Source organism: Streptomyces sp. NPDC051909 (genome assembly GCF_040681095.1).
In the GTDB taxonomy this organism is placed as follows: Bacteria; Actinomycetota; Actinomycetes; order Streptomycetales; family Streptomycetaceae; genus Streptomyces.
Window position 1 is genome coordinate 74,588 of record NZ_JBFAYA010000017.1, and the last position, 14,168, is coordinate 88,755.

The 14,168-nt window shown below is 69.0% G+C and carries 10 protein-coding genes; 2 read left to right on the top strand and 8 right to left on the bottom strand.

Annotated features, from left to right (window positions below; all coding sequences use genetic code 11):
• Nucleotides 1-24: 24 nt before the first annotated feature.
• Together AB0M18_RS25770 and AB0M18_RS25775 are read left to right on the top strand one after the other, a co-directional pair.
• The gene (locus tag AB0M18_RS25770; protein WP_365761901.1) at nucleotides 25-1,239 is read left to right on the top strand and encodes an acetyl-CoA C-acyltransferase; all 1,215 of its coding nucleotides are present in this window, start codon (nucleotides 25-27) and stop codon (nucleotides 1,237-1,239) included.
• Complete coding sequence (locus tag AB0M18_RS25775; protein WP_365761903.1) at nucleotides 1,236-3,374, top strand: 3-hydroxyacyl-CoA dehydrogenase NAD-binding domain-containing protein; 2,139 nt, start codon at nucleotides 1,236-1,238, stop codon at nucleotides 3,372-3,374. The genes AB0M18_RS25770 and AB0M18_RS25775 overlap by 4 nt, the downstream gene beginning before the upstream one ends.
• 117 nt (nucleotides 3,375-3,491) lie before the next feature.
• Here AB0M18_RS25775 and AB0M18_RS25780 read toward each other — a convergent pair whose 3' ends face one another.
• From AB0M18_RS25780 to AB0M18_RS25815, 8 genes are all read right to left on the bottom strand, one after another.
• On the bottom strand, nucleotides 3,492-5,006 hold the full coding sequence (locus AB0M18_RS25780; RefSeq protein WP_365761905.1) for an amino acid permease: 1,515 nt from the start codon (nucleotides 5,004-5,006) through the stop codon (nucleotides 3,492-3,494).
• A 144-nt stretch (nucleotides 5,007-5,150) separates the two neighbouring features.
• On the bottom strand, nucleotides 5,151-7,070 hold the full coding sequence (gene dxs / locus AB0M18_RS25785; protein ID WP_365761907.1) for a 1-deoxy-D-xylulose-5-phosphate synthase: 1,920 nt from the start codon (nucleotides 7,068-7,070) through the stop codon (nucleotides 5,151-5,153).
• A gap of 224 nt (nucleotides 7,071-7,294) precedes the next feature.
• Nucleotides 7,295-8,629, bottom strand: coding sequence for a sugar ABC transporter permease (locus AB0M18_RS25790; RefSeq protein ID WP_365761909.1), 1,335 nt, complete (start codon nucleotides 8,627-8,629; stop codon nucleotides 7,295-7,297).
• Nucleotides 8,626-9,420, bottom strand: a complete 795-nt coding sequence (locus tag AB0M18_RS25795) for an ATP-binding cassette domain-containing protein (protein WP_265868444.1) — start codon at nucleotides 9,418-9,420, stop codon at nucleotides 8,626-8,628. The genes AB0M18_RS25790 and AB0M18_RS25795 overlap by 4 nt, the downstream gene beginning before the upstream one ends.
• Before the next feature lie 152 nt (nucleotides 9,421-9,572).
• Nucleotides 9,573-10,673 carry a substrate-binding domain-containing protein gene (locus AB0M18_RS25800; protein WP_365761912.1) on the bottom strand — a complete coding sequence of 367 codons (1,101 nt, stop codon included), beginning with the start codon at nucleotides 10,671-10,673 and terminating at the stop codon, nucleotides 9,573-9,575.
• Between the two features lie 122 nt (nucleotides 10,674-10,795).
• On the bottom strand, nucleotides 10,796-12,016 hold the full coding sequence (locus AB0M18_RS25805) for an ROK family transcriptional regulator (protein ID WP_365761914.1): 1,221 nt from the start codon (nucleotides 12,014-12,016) through the stop codon (nucleotides 10,796-10,798).
• Nucleotides 12,017-12,172: 156 nt separating this feature from the next.
• Nucleotides 12,173-13,177, bottom strand: coding sequence for a carbohydrate ABC transporter permease (locus tag AB0M18_RS25810; RefSeq protein WP_365761916.1), 1,005 nt, complete (start codon nucleotides 13,175-13,177; stop codon nucleotides 12,173-12,175).
• A 15-nt stretch (nucleotides 13,178-13,192) separates the two neighbouring features.
• Nucleotides 13,193-14,122: a sugar ABC transporter permease gene (locus AB0M18_RS25815; protein ID WP_365761918.1), complete on the bottom strand. Its 930-nt coding sequence runs from the start codon at nucleotides 14,120-14,122 to the stop codon at nucleotides 13,193-13,195.
• Between the last annotated feature and the right edge of the window lie 46 nt (nucleotides 14,123-14,168).

The following is a 14,168-nucleotide window of genomic DNA, read 5'->3' on the forward strand; positions in this document are numbered from 1 at the left end:
CCCGCACCCTGGAGGAGAGCCATCGTGCCTCGTACCGTCAGGGACGTCGTCTTCGTCGACGGCGTCCGTACCCCGTTCGGCAAGGCGGGCCCGAAGGGCATCTACCACGAGACCCGCGCCGACGACCTCGTCGTCAAGGCCATCCGGGAGCTGCTGCGCCGCAACCCCGGCCTCGACCCCGCCAAGATCGACGAGGTCGCCATCGCCGCGACCACGCAGATCGGCGACCAGGGCCTGACCCTCGGCCGCACCGCCGGCATCCTCGCGGGCCTCCCGCAGTCCGTGCCGGGCTACTCCATCGACCGCATGTGCGCCGGCGCGCTGACCGCCGTGACCACGACGGCCGGTTCGATCGCCTTCGGCGCGTACGACGCCGTCATCGCCGGTGGTGTCGAGCACATGGGCCGCCACCCCATGGGCGAGGGCGTCGACCCGAACCCGCGGTTCGTCAGCGAGAAGCTGGTCGACGAGTCCGCCCTGTTCATGGGCATGACCGCCGAGAACCTGCACGACCGCTACCCGAGCATCACCAAGCAGCGCGCCGACGAGTACGCCGTGCGCTCGCAGGAGAAGGCCGCCAAGGCGTACGCCGACGGCAAGATCCAGCAGGACCTGGTGCCGATCTCGGTCCGCCGCACCTCCCCCGAGGGCGGCGAGACGGGCTGGGGCCTGGTCACCGCCGACGAGCCGATGCGCCCGGGCACCACCCTGGAGTCGCTGGCGAACCTGAAGACGCCGTTCCGCGTCCACGGCAACGTCACCGCGGGCAACGCGGCCGGCCTCAACGACGGCGCCACCGCCTCGATCATCGCCTCCGAGGACTTCGCCCGCGAGAACAACCTCCCGGTGAAGATGCGCCTGGTCTCCTACGCCTTCGCCGGCGTCGAGCCCGAGGTCATGGGCTACGGCCCGATCCCCGCCACCGAGAAGGCCCTGGCCAAGGCCGGTCTGTCGATCGACGACATCGGTCTCTTCGAGATCAACGAGGCCTTCGCCGTCCAGGTCCTCGCCTTCCTGGAGCACTACGGCATCGCCGACGACGACGCCCGCGTCAACCAGTACGGCGGCGCCATCGCCTACGGCCACCCGCTCGCCTCCTCCGGCGTCCGTCTGATGACGCAGCTGGCCCGCCAGTTCGAGGAGAACCCGCAGGTCCGCTACGGCCTCAACACGATGTGCGTCGGCTTCGGCATGGGCGCGACGGTCATCTGGGAGAACCCCCACTGGGAGGGCAAGTGAGCACCACCGCCGAGCTTCTGAAGGGCGCCGCCGAGCTCTTCCCGGACGAGGTCGTCACCTCGCCCCACGTACGGCACTTCGAGCTGCCGGCCAACGCCGGCCGGTTCGCGCTGATCACGCTGGACAACGGCTTCGACCACACCAAGCCGACCACCTTCGGCCCGCAGTCCCTCGCCAACCTGAACACGGCGATCGACCAGGTCGAGGCCGAGGCCGCGAACGGTGAGATCGTCGGCGTCGGCATCACCGGCAAGCCGTTCATCTTCGCCGTCGGCGCCGACCTCAAGGGCGTCGAGCTGCTGAAGAAGCACGACGAGGCCCTGGCCATCGGCAAGGGCGGCCACGACGTCTTCAAGCGTCTCGCCGCGCTCGCCGTGCCGACCTTCGCGTACTACAACGGCGCGGCCATGGGCGGCGGCGTCGAGGTCGGTCTGCACTGCAGCTACCGCACCGTCTCCAAGGCCCTGCCGGCGTTCTCGCTGCCCGAGGTCTTCCTCGGTCTCGTCCCCGGCTGGGGCGGCTGCGCGATCCTGCCGAACCTGATCGGCGCGGAGAAGGCCGTCTCGGTCATCATCGAGAACAGCCTCAACCAGAACCGCCAGCTCAAGGGCAAGCAGGTCTTCGAGCTCGGCATCGCCGACGCGATCTTCGAGGGCGCCGACTTCCTGGAGCAGTCGCTCATCTGGACCGCCGGCGTGCTGAACGGCTCCGTGACCGTCGAGCGTCCCGAGGTCGACCGCGGCGAGGCCTGGGACCAGGCCGTCGCCAAGGGCCGTGCCATCGCCGACTCCAAGGTGCACGGTGCCGCCCCGGCCGCCTACCGCGCCCTGGCGATCATCGAGGCCGCCAAGGACGGCGACCTGCAGAAGGGCTTCGACGCCGAGGACCAGGCCCTCGCGGACCTGATCATGGGCGGCGAGCTGCGCTCCGGCATCTACGCCTTCAACCTGGTGCAGAAGCGCGCCAAGCGCCCGGCCGGCGCCCCGGACAAGAACCTGGCCCGCCCGGTCACCAAGGTCGGCGTCGTCGGCGCCGGTCTGATGGCCTCCCAGCTGGCCCTGCTGTTCCTGCGCCGCCTGGAGGTGCCGGTCGTCCTGACCGACATCGACCAGGAGCGCATCGACAAGGGCGTGGGCTACGTCCACGGCGAGATCGACAAGCTGCTCGGCAAGGGCCGCATCAACCAGGACAAGGCCAACCGCCTCAAGGGCCTGGTCACCGGTGTCCTGGACAAGGCCGCCGGCTTCGCGGACGCGGACTTCATCATCGAGGCCGTGTTCGAGGAGATGGGCGTCAAGCAGCAGGTGTTCGCGGAGGTCGAGGCGGTCGCCCCGGCGCACGCGATCCTCGCCACCAACACCTCCTCGCTGTCCGTCAGCGAGATGGCCTCCAAGCTCCAGCACCCGGAGCGCGTGGTCGGCTTCCACTTCTTCAACCCGGTCGCGATCCTCCCGCTCCTGGAGATCGTCCGCGGCGAGAAGACCGACGACGCCTCGCTGGCCACCGCGTTCGGTGTCGCCAAGAAGCTGAAGAAGACCGCGGTCCTGACGAAGGACGCCCCGGCGTTCGTCGTGAACCGCATCCTCACCCGCTTCATGGGCGAGATCCAGAACATCATCGACGAGGGCACCCCGGTGGCCGTGGCGGAGAAGGCGGTCGAGCCGCTCGGCCTGCCGATGTCGCCGCTGGTCCTCCTGGAGCTCGTCGGCCCGGCCATCGGTCTGCACGTCTCCGAGACCCTGAACCGCGCCTTCCCGGAGCGCTTCAAGGTCTCCCCCAACCTGAAGGCCGTCGTCGAGGCCGGCAAGCGCGGCTTCTACGTCTACAAGCCGGAGAACGGCTTCAAGCCGGAGCTCGACCCCGAGGTCGCCGCGCTCCTGAAGCAGGGCGACGTCGTCCTGACGGAGGAGCAGGCCCGCGACCGCGTCCTGGACGCGGTGGCGCAGGAGATCGGCCTGATGCTGGAGGAGGGTGTCGTCGCCGAGGCGCAGGACATCGACCTCTGCCTGATCACCGGTGCGGGCTGGCCCTTCCACCTGGGCGGCATCACGCCGTACCTGGACCGTGAGGGCGTCTCGGAGCGCGTCAACGGCAAGCGGTTCCTGGCGCAGGGCGTGGCGAGCGTCCCGGCGTAACCCCGCACGCACGCGTACGTGAGACAGCCCCGGCACCCTGTGGTGCCGGGGCTGTCATGCTGACGAGATCGTGCTCGTCCTGGAGGCCCTTCGTCGGTCCGAACGGGTGACGGGCTCTCAGTACTTCGCGTCCTGGCCCAGCTTGCCGAGGCGGCTGTGGTTGCGGCCGTACAGGAAGTAGACGACGAAGCCGATGATCATCCAGATGGCGAAGCGCAGCCAGGTCTCGCCGGGCAGGTTCAGCATCAGCCACAGCGAGGCGGCGATGGAGAGGATCGGCAGCACCGGGACCCACGGGGTGCGGAAGGCGCGGTGCAGGTCGGGGCGGGTGCGGCGGAGCACCATGACGCCGGCCGCGACCATCACGAAGGCGAACAGGGTGCCGATGTTCACCAGGGTCGCCAGCTCGTTGATGCTGGTGAAGCCGGAGACGACGGCGATGATCGCGCCGAGCAGGATGGTCGGCCGGTACGGGGTGCGGAACTTCGGGTGGGTGATGGAGAAGAACCGCGGAAGCAGCCCGTCGCGGCTCATCGCGAAGAACACCCGGGTCTGGCCGAGCAGCAGGATCAGACAGACCGTGGTGAGGCCGACGGCGGCGCCGAAGCTGATCACGCCCGCGTAGAACGGGTGCCCGACGGCCTTGAAGGCGTCGGCGAGCGGGGCGCTGACGGACAGTTCGGTGTAGTGCTGCATTCCGGTCACGACCAGCGCCACCGCCACGTACAGCACGGTGCAGATGAAGAGCGAGCCGAGGATGCCGCGGGGCATGTCGCGCTGCGGCAGCTTGGTCTCCTCGGCTGCGGTGGCGACCACGTCGAAGCCGATGAAGGCGAAGAAGACCACGGACGCGGCGGTGAAGATGCCCATGACGCCGAAGTTGGTGGGCTCGTAGCCGAACATCAGCTGGACCAGCGGGGCGTCCTGCCAGCCGAGGCCGCTCTCCGGGGTCACCGCGTCGGGGATGAAGGGCTTGTAGTTGTCGCCGACGATGAAGAACAGACCGGCGACGATGACGATCATGACCACGGTGACCTTGATCGCGACGACCAGGGCGGTGATCCGGGCGGACAGCTTCATGCCGAGGACCAGGACCACGGTGAGGACCAGGACCAGGATGAAGGCCAGGAGGTCGAAGGTGCCGCCCGGTACGTCCGGCCCTTCGAGTGACGCCGGCAGATGCCAGCCGATGTTGTCCATCAGCGAGCGCACATAGCCGGACCAGCCGACCGCGACCACCGCCGTGCCGAGCGCGAACTCCAGGACGAGGTCCCAGCCGATGATCCAGGCCGGCAGCTCGCCGATGGAGGCGTACGCGAAGGTGTACGCCGAACCGGCGACGGGCACCGTCGACGCGAACTCCGCGTAGCACAGGGCGGCGAGCGCGCAGACGATGCCGGCGGCCACGAAGGCCAGCGCGGTCGCCGGTCCCGCGTTCTCCTTCGCCACCTTGCCGGTGAGGACGAAGATGCCGGTGCCGATGATGACGCCGACACCGAAGACCGTCAGGTCCCACGCGGACAGCGACTTCTTGAGCGCATGCTCGGGCTCCTCGGTGTCACGGATCGACTGTTCGACCGATTTCGTCCGGAACAACCCGTCATTCGCTCGTGGCTGCTGATCCGTACTCACGTCGCACCTCCCTGGCGTGGGACATGGCAGGGGGCTGCCCGCCTTCAGGCCAGGATGCACGCGGAAGGGCCGGTCGGCACTCCGAAGAGTGAGCCGACCGGCCCAAGGGTGACGCGAGGTGACCTCACGGGAGGTCGCGGAGGGTCAGTCCCGCGCGGGCTCCACGGCCTTGCTGCTGCTCTCGAAGCGGCCGTCCAGCCGTGAGACCAGACCGGTGACCTGGCGCGCGATGTCGGGGGCCGTGAGGCCGATCTCGGCCATGACCTCGCCGCGGGAGGCGTGGTCGAGGAAGCGCGGCGGGATGCCGAAGTCACGCAGCGGCACGTCCACGCCCGCGTCGCGCAGGGCCTGCGCCACGGCGGAGCCGACACCGCCGACACGGCTGTTGTCCTCGACGGTGACGACCACCCGGTGGCGCTCGGCGAGCGGGGCCAGGGCCTCGTCGACGGGCTTGACCCAGCGCGGGTCGATCACCGTGGTGGAGATGCCCTGCTGGTCGAGCAGCCCGGCGATCTCCAGGCACATCGGGGCCAGTGCGCCGACCGAGACGAGCAGCACGTCCGGCTGGTCCGAGCCGGCCTCGCGCAGCACGTCCATGCCGCCGACCCGGCGCAGCGCCGGGACCGCGGGGCCGACCGCGCCCTTGGAGAAGCGCACCACGGTGGGCGCGTCGGTGACCTCGACGGCCTCGCGCAGCTGGGCGCGGACCTGGTCGGCGTCGCGCGGGGCGGCGAGCCGGAGGCCGGGCACGACCTGGAGGATCGACATGTCCCACATGCCGTTGTGCGAGGCGCCGTCGGTTCCGGTGACACCCGCCCGGTCGAGGACGAAGGTGACACCGCACTTGTGCAGGGCCACGTCCATCAGGACCTGGTCGAAGGCGCGGTTGAGGAAGGTCGCGTAGACCGCGAAGACCGGGTGCAGACCGCCGGTGGCCAGGCCGGCCGCGGAGACCGCGGCGTGCTGCTCGGCGATGCCGACGTCGAAGACCCGCTCGGGGAAGGCCTTGGCGAACTTGTCGAGGCCGACCGGCTGGAGCATGGCCGCGGTGATCGCGACGATGTCCTCGCGCTCCTTGCCGAGCGCGACCATCTCCTCGCCGAAGACACTGGTCCAGTCGGCGCCCGAGGAGGCGATCGGCAGACCGGTGTCGGGGTGGATCTTGCCGACGGCGTGGAAGCGGTCGGCCTCGTCCTGGAGGGCGGGCTGGTAGCCGCGGCCCTTCTCGGTGAGGCAGTGCACGATGACCGGGCCGCCGAAGCGCTTGGCGCGGGTGAGCGCCGACTCCAGGGCCTCGATGTCGTGGCCGTCGATCGGGCCGACGTACTTCAGGCCGAGGTCCTCGAACATGCCCTGCGGGGCGATGAAGTCCTTCAGGCCCTTCTTGGCGCCGTGCAGGGTCTCGTAGAGCGGCTTCCCGACGACCGGGGTGCGCTCCAGGATGTCCTTGCCGCGGGCGAGGAAGCGCTCGTAGCCGTCGGTGGTGCGCAGGGTCGCCAGGTGGTTGGCGAGACCGCCGATGGTGGGGGCGTAGGAGCGCTCGTTGTCGTTGACGACGATGACGACCTGGCGGTCCTTGGCGTCGGCGATGTTGTTGAGCGCCTCCCAGGCCATGCCGCCGGTCAGCGCGCCGTCGCCGATGACGGCGACGACGTGGTCGTCCTTCTTCAGGACCTCGTTGGCCTTGGCGAGGCCGTCGGCCCAGCCGAGGACGGTCGAGGCGTGCGAGTTCTCGATGACGTCGTGCTCGGACTCGGCCTGCGAGGGGTAGCCGGACAGGCCGCCCTTCATCTTCAGCTTGGAGAAGTCCTGGCGGCCGGTGAGCAGCTTGTGCACATAGCTCTGGTGGCCGGTGTCCCACAGGACCCGGTCCTTGGGCGAGTCGAAGACGCGGTGCAGGGCGATGGTCAGTTCGACCACGCCGAGATTGGGGCCGAGGTGCCCGCCGGTCTTGGAGACGGCGTCCACGAGGAAAGTCCTGATCTCCTCGGCCAGCTGTTCCAGCTGTTCCGAGGAGAGCCGGTCCAGGTCTCGCGGTCCCCTGATACGGGTCAGCAGAGCCACCCGTGCCTCCTTGCTTTGAACTGGTCGAGCTTGCCGATTTGTCGAGTCTAATGTTCCGTCTTGGATCGTGGGCATCGGGCCGGGGACTCGGGCCCCACCCGGATGGCCGACACACCGCTGATCCGTGCGGTCGCCGCATTGATCCGGACGCAGCAGCGCCCGGCGCCGGTTTCCCGGCGCCGGGCGGACTGTACGTGATGCGGGTTACAGGGTTCTTTCCACGCCTACGCGCGGCCTGCGGTCTTCTGCGTACGGCGGGACACCGAGTCGATCACGACGGCGGCGAGCAGCACCGCGCCGGTGATCATGTTCTGGATGGCGTTGGACATGCCGATCATGTTCAGACCCTGCTGGATCGACTGGATCACGATCATGCCCAGGAGTGCCGACCAGACCTTGCCGCGGCCGCCGAAGAGGCTGGTGCCGCCGATCACGGCCGCGGCGATGACCAGCATCAGCGTGTTGCCGCCGCCGAGGCTCTTGGTCGCGCCGCCGGAGAGGCTGGCGATGAACAGGCCGCCGAAGGCGGCGAGGGTGCCGGAGATCGCGAAGACCGCGATCCGGACGCCGTCCACGCCGATGCCGGCGCGGCGGGCCGCCTCGGCGTTGCCGCCGACCGCGAAGACCTTGCGGCCGAACAGGGTGCGGCGGGCGACGAAGTCCGCGAGGACCAGGACCGCGAGGAAGAGCACCAGGGCGAGCGGCAGGCCGCGGGCGCCGGCGGGCTCGTTCATCACGTACGCGACGGCGAAGACCAGGAGGGCGACGACGGCGGTGCGCAGCACGATCTCGCTGACCGGGCGGGCCGGGAGCAGCGCGGCCTTGCGGCGGCTGCTGTCGCGCAGCAGCGAGAACAGGTAGGCGGCGACCGCGACCAGGGCCAGGCCGTAGGCGGCGATCTTGTCGGCGAAGAAGTAGTTGGTGAGGTTCTCCACGACACTGCCGGACGGCGTGTTGATGGAGCCCTCGCCGCCCATGAGCCATTCCTGGAGACCCATCCAGCCGAGGAAGCCGGCCAGGGTGACCACGAAGGCGGGGACGCCGATCTTGGCGAAGAAGAAGCCGTGCAGCGCGCCGATGGCGGTGCCGGAGAGAACGGCGAGCACGATGGCCAGCCATTCGTTCATGCCGTTGCTGACCTGGAGGCCGGCCCAGACGGCGGCGCCGACACCGGCGACCGAGCCCATGGAGAGGTCGATCTCGCCGAGGACGAGCACGAAGACGATGCCGACGGCCATGATGCCGAGGCCGGAGGCGTAGACCGTGACGTTGGCGACCGAGCTCGCGGACAGGAAGTTGCTGTTCTGGAGCTGGAAGACGATCGCGATGACGATCAGGCCGAGGATGACGGGCAGGGAGCCGAGCTCGCCGCCGCGGATCTTGCGGGTGAACTCGGTCCAGTAGCCCTTGATGCCCTCCTCGCGGACGAGGAGGCGGGGGTCGACGGCCGGGACGGGCGCCGCGGACTCGGCCGCGGGAGCCTCCGCGACAGGGGTCTCGGGGGCCTCAACCGTCTCAGGGGCCTCGGAGGCTTCGGGGGTCTTGGCGAGGTCGCTCACTTGGCGTCCTCCTTTGCAGCCGTACGGGCCTGCCGGCGGGTCACGGCGTTGTCCGTGGCCCCGGTGATGGCGGCGATGATCGTCTCGTGGGTGGTGTCCGCGACGTCGAAGACGCCGTTGTTGCGGCCGAGGCGGAGCACGGCGACCTTGTCCGCGACGGCGCGGACGTCGGCCATGTTGTGGCTGATGAGGATGACGCCGTGGCCGCGCTCGCGCAGCCGCTCCACCAGGTCGAGCACCTGTGCGGTCTGCTCGACGCCGAGGGCGGCGGTGGGCTCGTCCAGGATCACGATCTTCGGGTCGCCGATCAGGGCGCGGGCGATGGCCACGACCTGACGCTGGCCGCCGGAGAGGGCGGCCACGGGTATGCGGACCGAGGGGATCCGGATCGACAGGGTGTCGAGGAGCTCCCGGGCGCGCTTCTCCATGGCGATCTCGTCGAGGACGGTGCCGGAGCTGAGCTCGCTGCCGAGGAAGAGGTTGGCGACCACGTCGAGGTTGTCGCAGAGCGCCAGGTCCTGGTAGACGGTCGCGACCCCGAGGTTCTGGGAGTCGTGGGGCTTGGTGATCTGGACCGGGCGGCCGTCCCACTCGATGGTGCCCTCGTCGATCGGGTGGACACCCGAGATCGTCTTGACGAGGGTGGACTTGCCGGCTCCGTTGTCGCCCACCAGGGCGACGACCTCTCCGGCGTGGATCTCCAGATCGACATCGGTGAGCACCTGGACGGCGCCGAACCGCTTGGAGACCCCGCGCAACGCCAGCACGGGCGTAGCGGACACGTGAATCATCTCCTTCGCCGCCTGACCGGCGGGGATGTGGTGCGGGGCACCCCTACCGACGGGGGCGGTGGGGGGTGCGAGGGGAGTCCGGCGCCCCGCCCCCGCTTGCGGGGCGTGGAGTGGGGCGGGTGCGCCGGACCGGTTCCGTGGGACGGGAGGGGTTACTTGATGCCCGCCGCGTCGCAGGCCGCCTTGTACTCGGCGGTGCAGATGTCGGCCGCCTTGTAGACGTTGTCCGCGATGATCGTGGAGGCGATGTTCTCCTTGGTCACGACCTGCGCGTCGTACAGCTTGGCCGGGATGCCCTTGAACTCGCCGGTGAGGCTGTCGACCTTGACCGGGACGAGGTCGTCGATCTTCTCGCCCTTGAGGAGCTTGACGGCGATCTCGGCGGTGGTCTCGGCCTCGGGCTTGATCTGCTTGTAGATCGTGAAGGACTGGTCGCCCTTCAGGATGCGCTGCAGACCCGCGAGTTCGGCGTCCTGGCCGCCGACCGGGACCTTGACACCCTGCTTGGCGAGGGCGGTGATGATGCCGCCGGCCATGCCGTCGTTGGCCGAGTACACGCCCTGGAAGCCGGTCTTGCCCAGGGAGTCGATGGCGGCACCCATCTTCTTGTTGGCCTCGTCCGGGGACCAGTCCGGGATGTCCTGCTCGTAGACGACCTTCTTCACTGCGCTGTCGATGGCGCTGTGGGCGCCCTTCTTGAACAGCGGGGCGTTGGGGTCGGTCGGCGAGCCGTTGATCATGACAACGTTGGCGTCCTTGGCGTTGGCGCCGAGCGCCTTCACCAGGGCCTCGCCCTGCAGGCGGCCGATCTTCTCGTTGTCGTACGAGACGTAGGCGGAGATCGGGCCCTCGGCCAGGCGGTCGTACGCGACGACCTTCACGCCCTTCTTCTCGGCCTGCTGCACCCAGGACTTGGTGGCCTTGTAGTCGACCGAGTCCAGGATGATGACCTTCACGCCCTGCGTGACGAGCGCGTCGAACTGCTTCTTCTGCGTCTCGGTGTCCTGCGCGGCGTTGTTGTACTTGACCTCGCAGTCGGCGCAGAGCGCCTTGATCTTCGCCTCGATGATCGGGCGGTCGAAGGTCTCGTAGCGCGTGGTCTTGTTCTCCGGCAGGAGCAGACCGATGGTCTTGCTGTCGCCGCCGGCGGCGCCGTCCGCGCCGTTGTCGCCGGCCTTGCCACAGGCGGCGATCGAGAGGGCCATGGAAACAGCGGCCGTACCTATGACGACGCGTCGCGTCACTGCGTTCATGTGGGGTTGCCTCCCTGACGAGGCCGCGACGTTGCGGCCGAGGTGGCTGGAAGTCAACTCGGCCGCGAGGCAACCGTCAAGAAGTAAATCCTTAACGAGATGGCAACGGTGCCATTCGTTATCTAAGTGAACGCAGGCGTGCGGGTGGACGAAGCACCCGGAAGCGCGCTCTCCGACCCGTGCAAAAGCGTGGAATCGCCCATTTCGCTCAGTACGAGGGCCAGGGCGCCCAGGACCTCCGCGCGGCCTCCCAGGGCCCCTGGGGCCACCGAGAGCTGTCGGGCGGCGCTGGGGATCGCGTAACGCGACACGGAGTCCCTGATGGGCGCCAGGACCAGCTCCCCGGCCTCCGCGAGATCGCCGCCGAGGATCACCCTGCTCGGGTTCAGGAGATTGCAGAGGTTGGCGACACCGCTGCCGATGTGCCGGCCGACGTCCGCGATGACCCGGCGGCAGCCCGGATCGCCCTCGCGGGCCAGCTGGACCACCCGCTCCATGGTCAGATCGGCCCCGTGGCTGGACTGCAGCAGCGGCAGCACGTAGCGCGCGGCCGTGAAGGTCTCCAGGCAGCCGCGGTTGCCGCAGCGGCAGACCGGGCCCGACTCGTCGAGCGTGATGTGCCCGATCTCGCCGGCCGTGCCGCCCGGGCCCCGGTAGACCCGTCCGTCGATCACCAGGCCGGCGCCGACGCCGCTCGCCACCTTGATGTACGCGAGGTCCTTGACGCCCCGCCCGCTGCCCCAGACCAGCTCGCCGAGCGCACCGAGGTTGGCGTCGTTGTCGACGTGCACGGGGACGCCCAGGCGGGCCGAGAGCTCGTCGGCCGGGTTGATCCCGCTCCAGCCCGGCAGGATCGAGGTGGAGCCCAGCAGGCCCGAGGAGACGTCGATCGGGCCCGGCACGCCGAGGCCGACCCCGACGACCTTGTCCCGGCCGATGCCGGTGGTCGCGATCAGCCGGCTGACCAGCTGCTCGGCCCGGTCGAAGCCCTCCGCGGACGAGGCGTCCACGTCCAGCGGCTCGGCCTCCTCGGCGAGCACCTGGTGCGCCAGGTTGCCGACCGCGACCCGCAGGTGCGTGTGCCCGAAGTCGACGCCGATGACGATGCCGGCGTCGCCGCTGAGCGAGACGCTGCGGGCCCGGCGGCCCCCGGCGGAGGTCGGGGTGACCTCGACCGTGCCGCCTTCCTTCAGCTCCCGCACGATGTTGGAGACCGTGGCGGCGGACAGGCCGGTCGTCCGGGCGATCTCCGCCTGGGTGAGCGATCCGGCCATCCGTACGGCACGGACGACCCGCTCGAGATTGGCCCGGTGCAGCGAGGACTGCGACCCCGGAGTCTCCATTGACTCTCTCCACCCTACGACGTGTACAAGTTATGAACTCCAAGCTCCGCTCTAGGGCTCGTCGCCGTCAAGTCCTCGACGGTAGTGGAATCCGGAAGCAAAAAGTCCGGCCCCGAGGACTGTGTCCTCGGGGCCGGACCTGAGCGGGTCGACTCGTTACTTGAGCGTGGCCGAAGTGAGACCCGCCTGGACCTGCCGCTGGAAGGACAGGTACACGACGAGCATCGGGATCATCGCGATGGTCACGCCGGCGAAGAGCACCGGCAGATCGGTCGCGTAGCCCTGCTGCTGCTCCAGCTGGATCAGGCCCTGGGTCAGCACGTAGCGCTCCGGGTCGTCACCGCTCTGCGGCTGCATCAGCACGGTCGGCAGGATGAACTGGTTCCACTGCCCCAGCGTGTTGAAGATCCCGACGCTGAGCAGGCCGGGCTTGGCCATCGGCAGCATCACCTGGAAGAAGGCCCGGGTGTGCGAGGCCCCGTCCAGGATCGCCGCCTCGAAGACCGCCGTCGGCAGCGTCCGGAAGAAGGAGTGCATGAAGAAGACGGTGAACGGCATCGAGTAGGCGACGTACACCAGGACCAGGCCCTGGTAGGTGTTGAGCATCCCGAGCATCTTCACCATGAAGAAGAGCGGGACCAGGGCCAGGAAGACCGGGAACATCGCGCCGGCCACGAAGAAGTAGTAGATGAGCCGGTTGCCCCAGAACTCGTAGCGCGCCAGGACGTAGGCGGCCATCGAGCCGAAGAGCATGGTCAGCGGCACCGAGAACACCAGGACGATCACGGTGTTGAGGAAGTAGTCGCCGATGCCCTTGTTCCAGGCCCGGCCGAAGACGTCGAAGGACCAGTTCTCCGGCCAGCCGAAGGCCGACCCGGCGATCTGCGCGTCCGTCTTGAAGGAGCTCAGCACGAGCCAGAGGAGGGGCAGCACGATCAGCAGGGCCCAGACGGCGAGGAAGCCGTGCGAGAAGACGTTCAGGACGACGCCCTCGCGGGCCGGTCCGGAGGCCGGGGCGCTCCCCTTGCGGGCCGCGCGCTGGCGCGGCACGGCGGCCCCGCCCGCCGTGGCGGCGTCGGACGTCTGGGCGTCCGGCTTCTGGGCGTCGGACGTCTGGGCGTCCGGCTCAGGGGCGTCGGACTTCTGGATGGGTGCAGTCATCGTCGGTTCTCCCGCTCAGAACTCGAGGCGCTCGCGGCGGGTGGCGCGCAGCGTGACCACGGACACGATCAGGGTGAGCAGCAGCATCACGACGCCCATGGCGCAGGCGTAGCCGCTCTTTCCGAAGTAGAGGAAGTTGCGCATCATGACCGTCGACATGACCTCGCTGTGGTGGTCGGGCCCACCGCCGTAGTCGCCGGAGGTCATGGTGGAGACGAGGACGAACATGTCCATCGCCACGATGCCGAGGTAGACCCAGGCGGTCTGGACGGAGTCCCAGAGCAGCGGCAGCGTGATCTTGAAGAACGACTGGGCGCGGCCCGCGCCGTCGATCAGCGCGGCCTCGTAGATGTCCCTCGGGATGGACTGCATGGCGGCCGAGAACAGCACCAGGTAGAAGCCGACGCCGTGCCAGACGACGACCGCCAGGAGGGCCCACAGGACGAAGTCGGGCTCGTTGAGCCATTCCACGGGCGAGTCGGCCTCGATCAGGCCGAGCTTGAGCAGCAGGCCGTTGAGCATGCCGCCGGCGTCGCTGCGGTAGACGGCGCCGAAGAGCACCGCGAGGATCGCGAGCGAGAGCACCTGCGGGAAGAAGTAGACGACCTTGTAGAACTTCGACCCGGCGACGCCCGCGACACCGCCGGCCCGGCTCCGCCCGCCCGCGTTCACCATGAAGGCGAAGAAGAGGGCGAGCAGGATGGTGACCACCGGGATGAACACCAGGAACAGGATGTTGTGCCAGACCGCTCCCAGGAAGACGTCGTCCTCGAAGAGCGCGACGTAATTGTCGAGGCCGACGAAGGAGAAGTCCTGTGACTGGCCCTTCCAGTCGGTCAGCGAGTAGCCGAACGTCTGGATGTACGGCCAGATGACGAAGACCAGATAGAGGGCCACGGGTATGAAGAGGAATCCCGTGACGAACTTGTACTGCCCTTTGCGCATGGCGTTCCTGTCCCTGATGTCCCCGGCGGAGTGATACGCGAGTGCT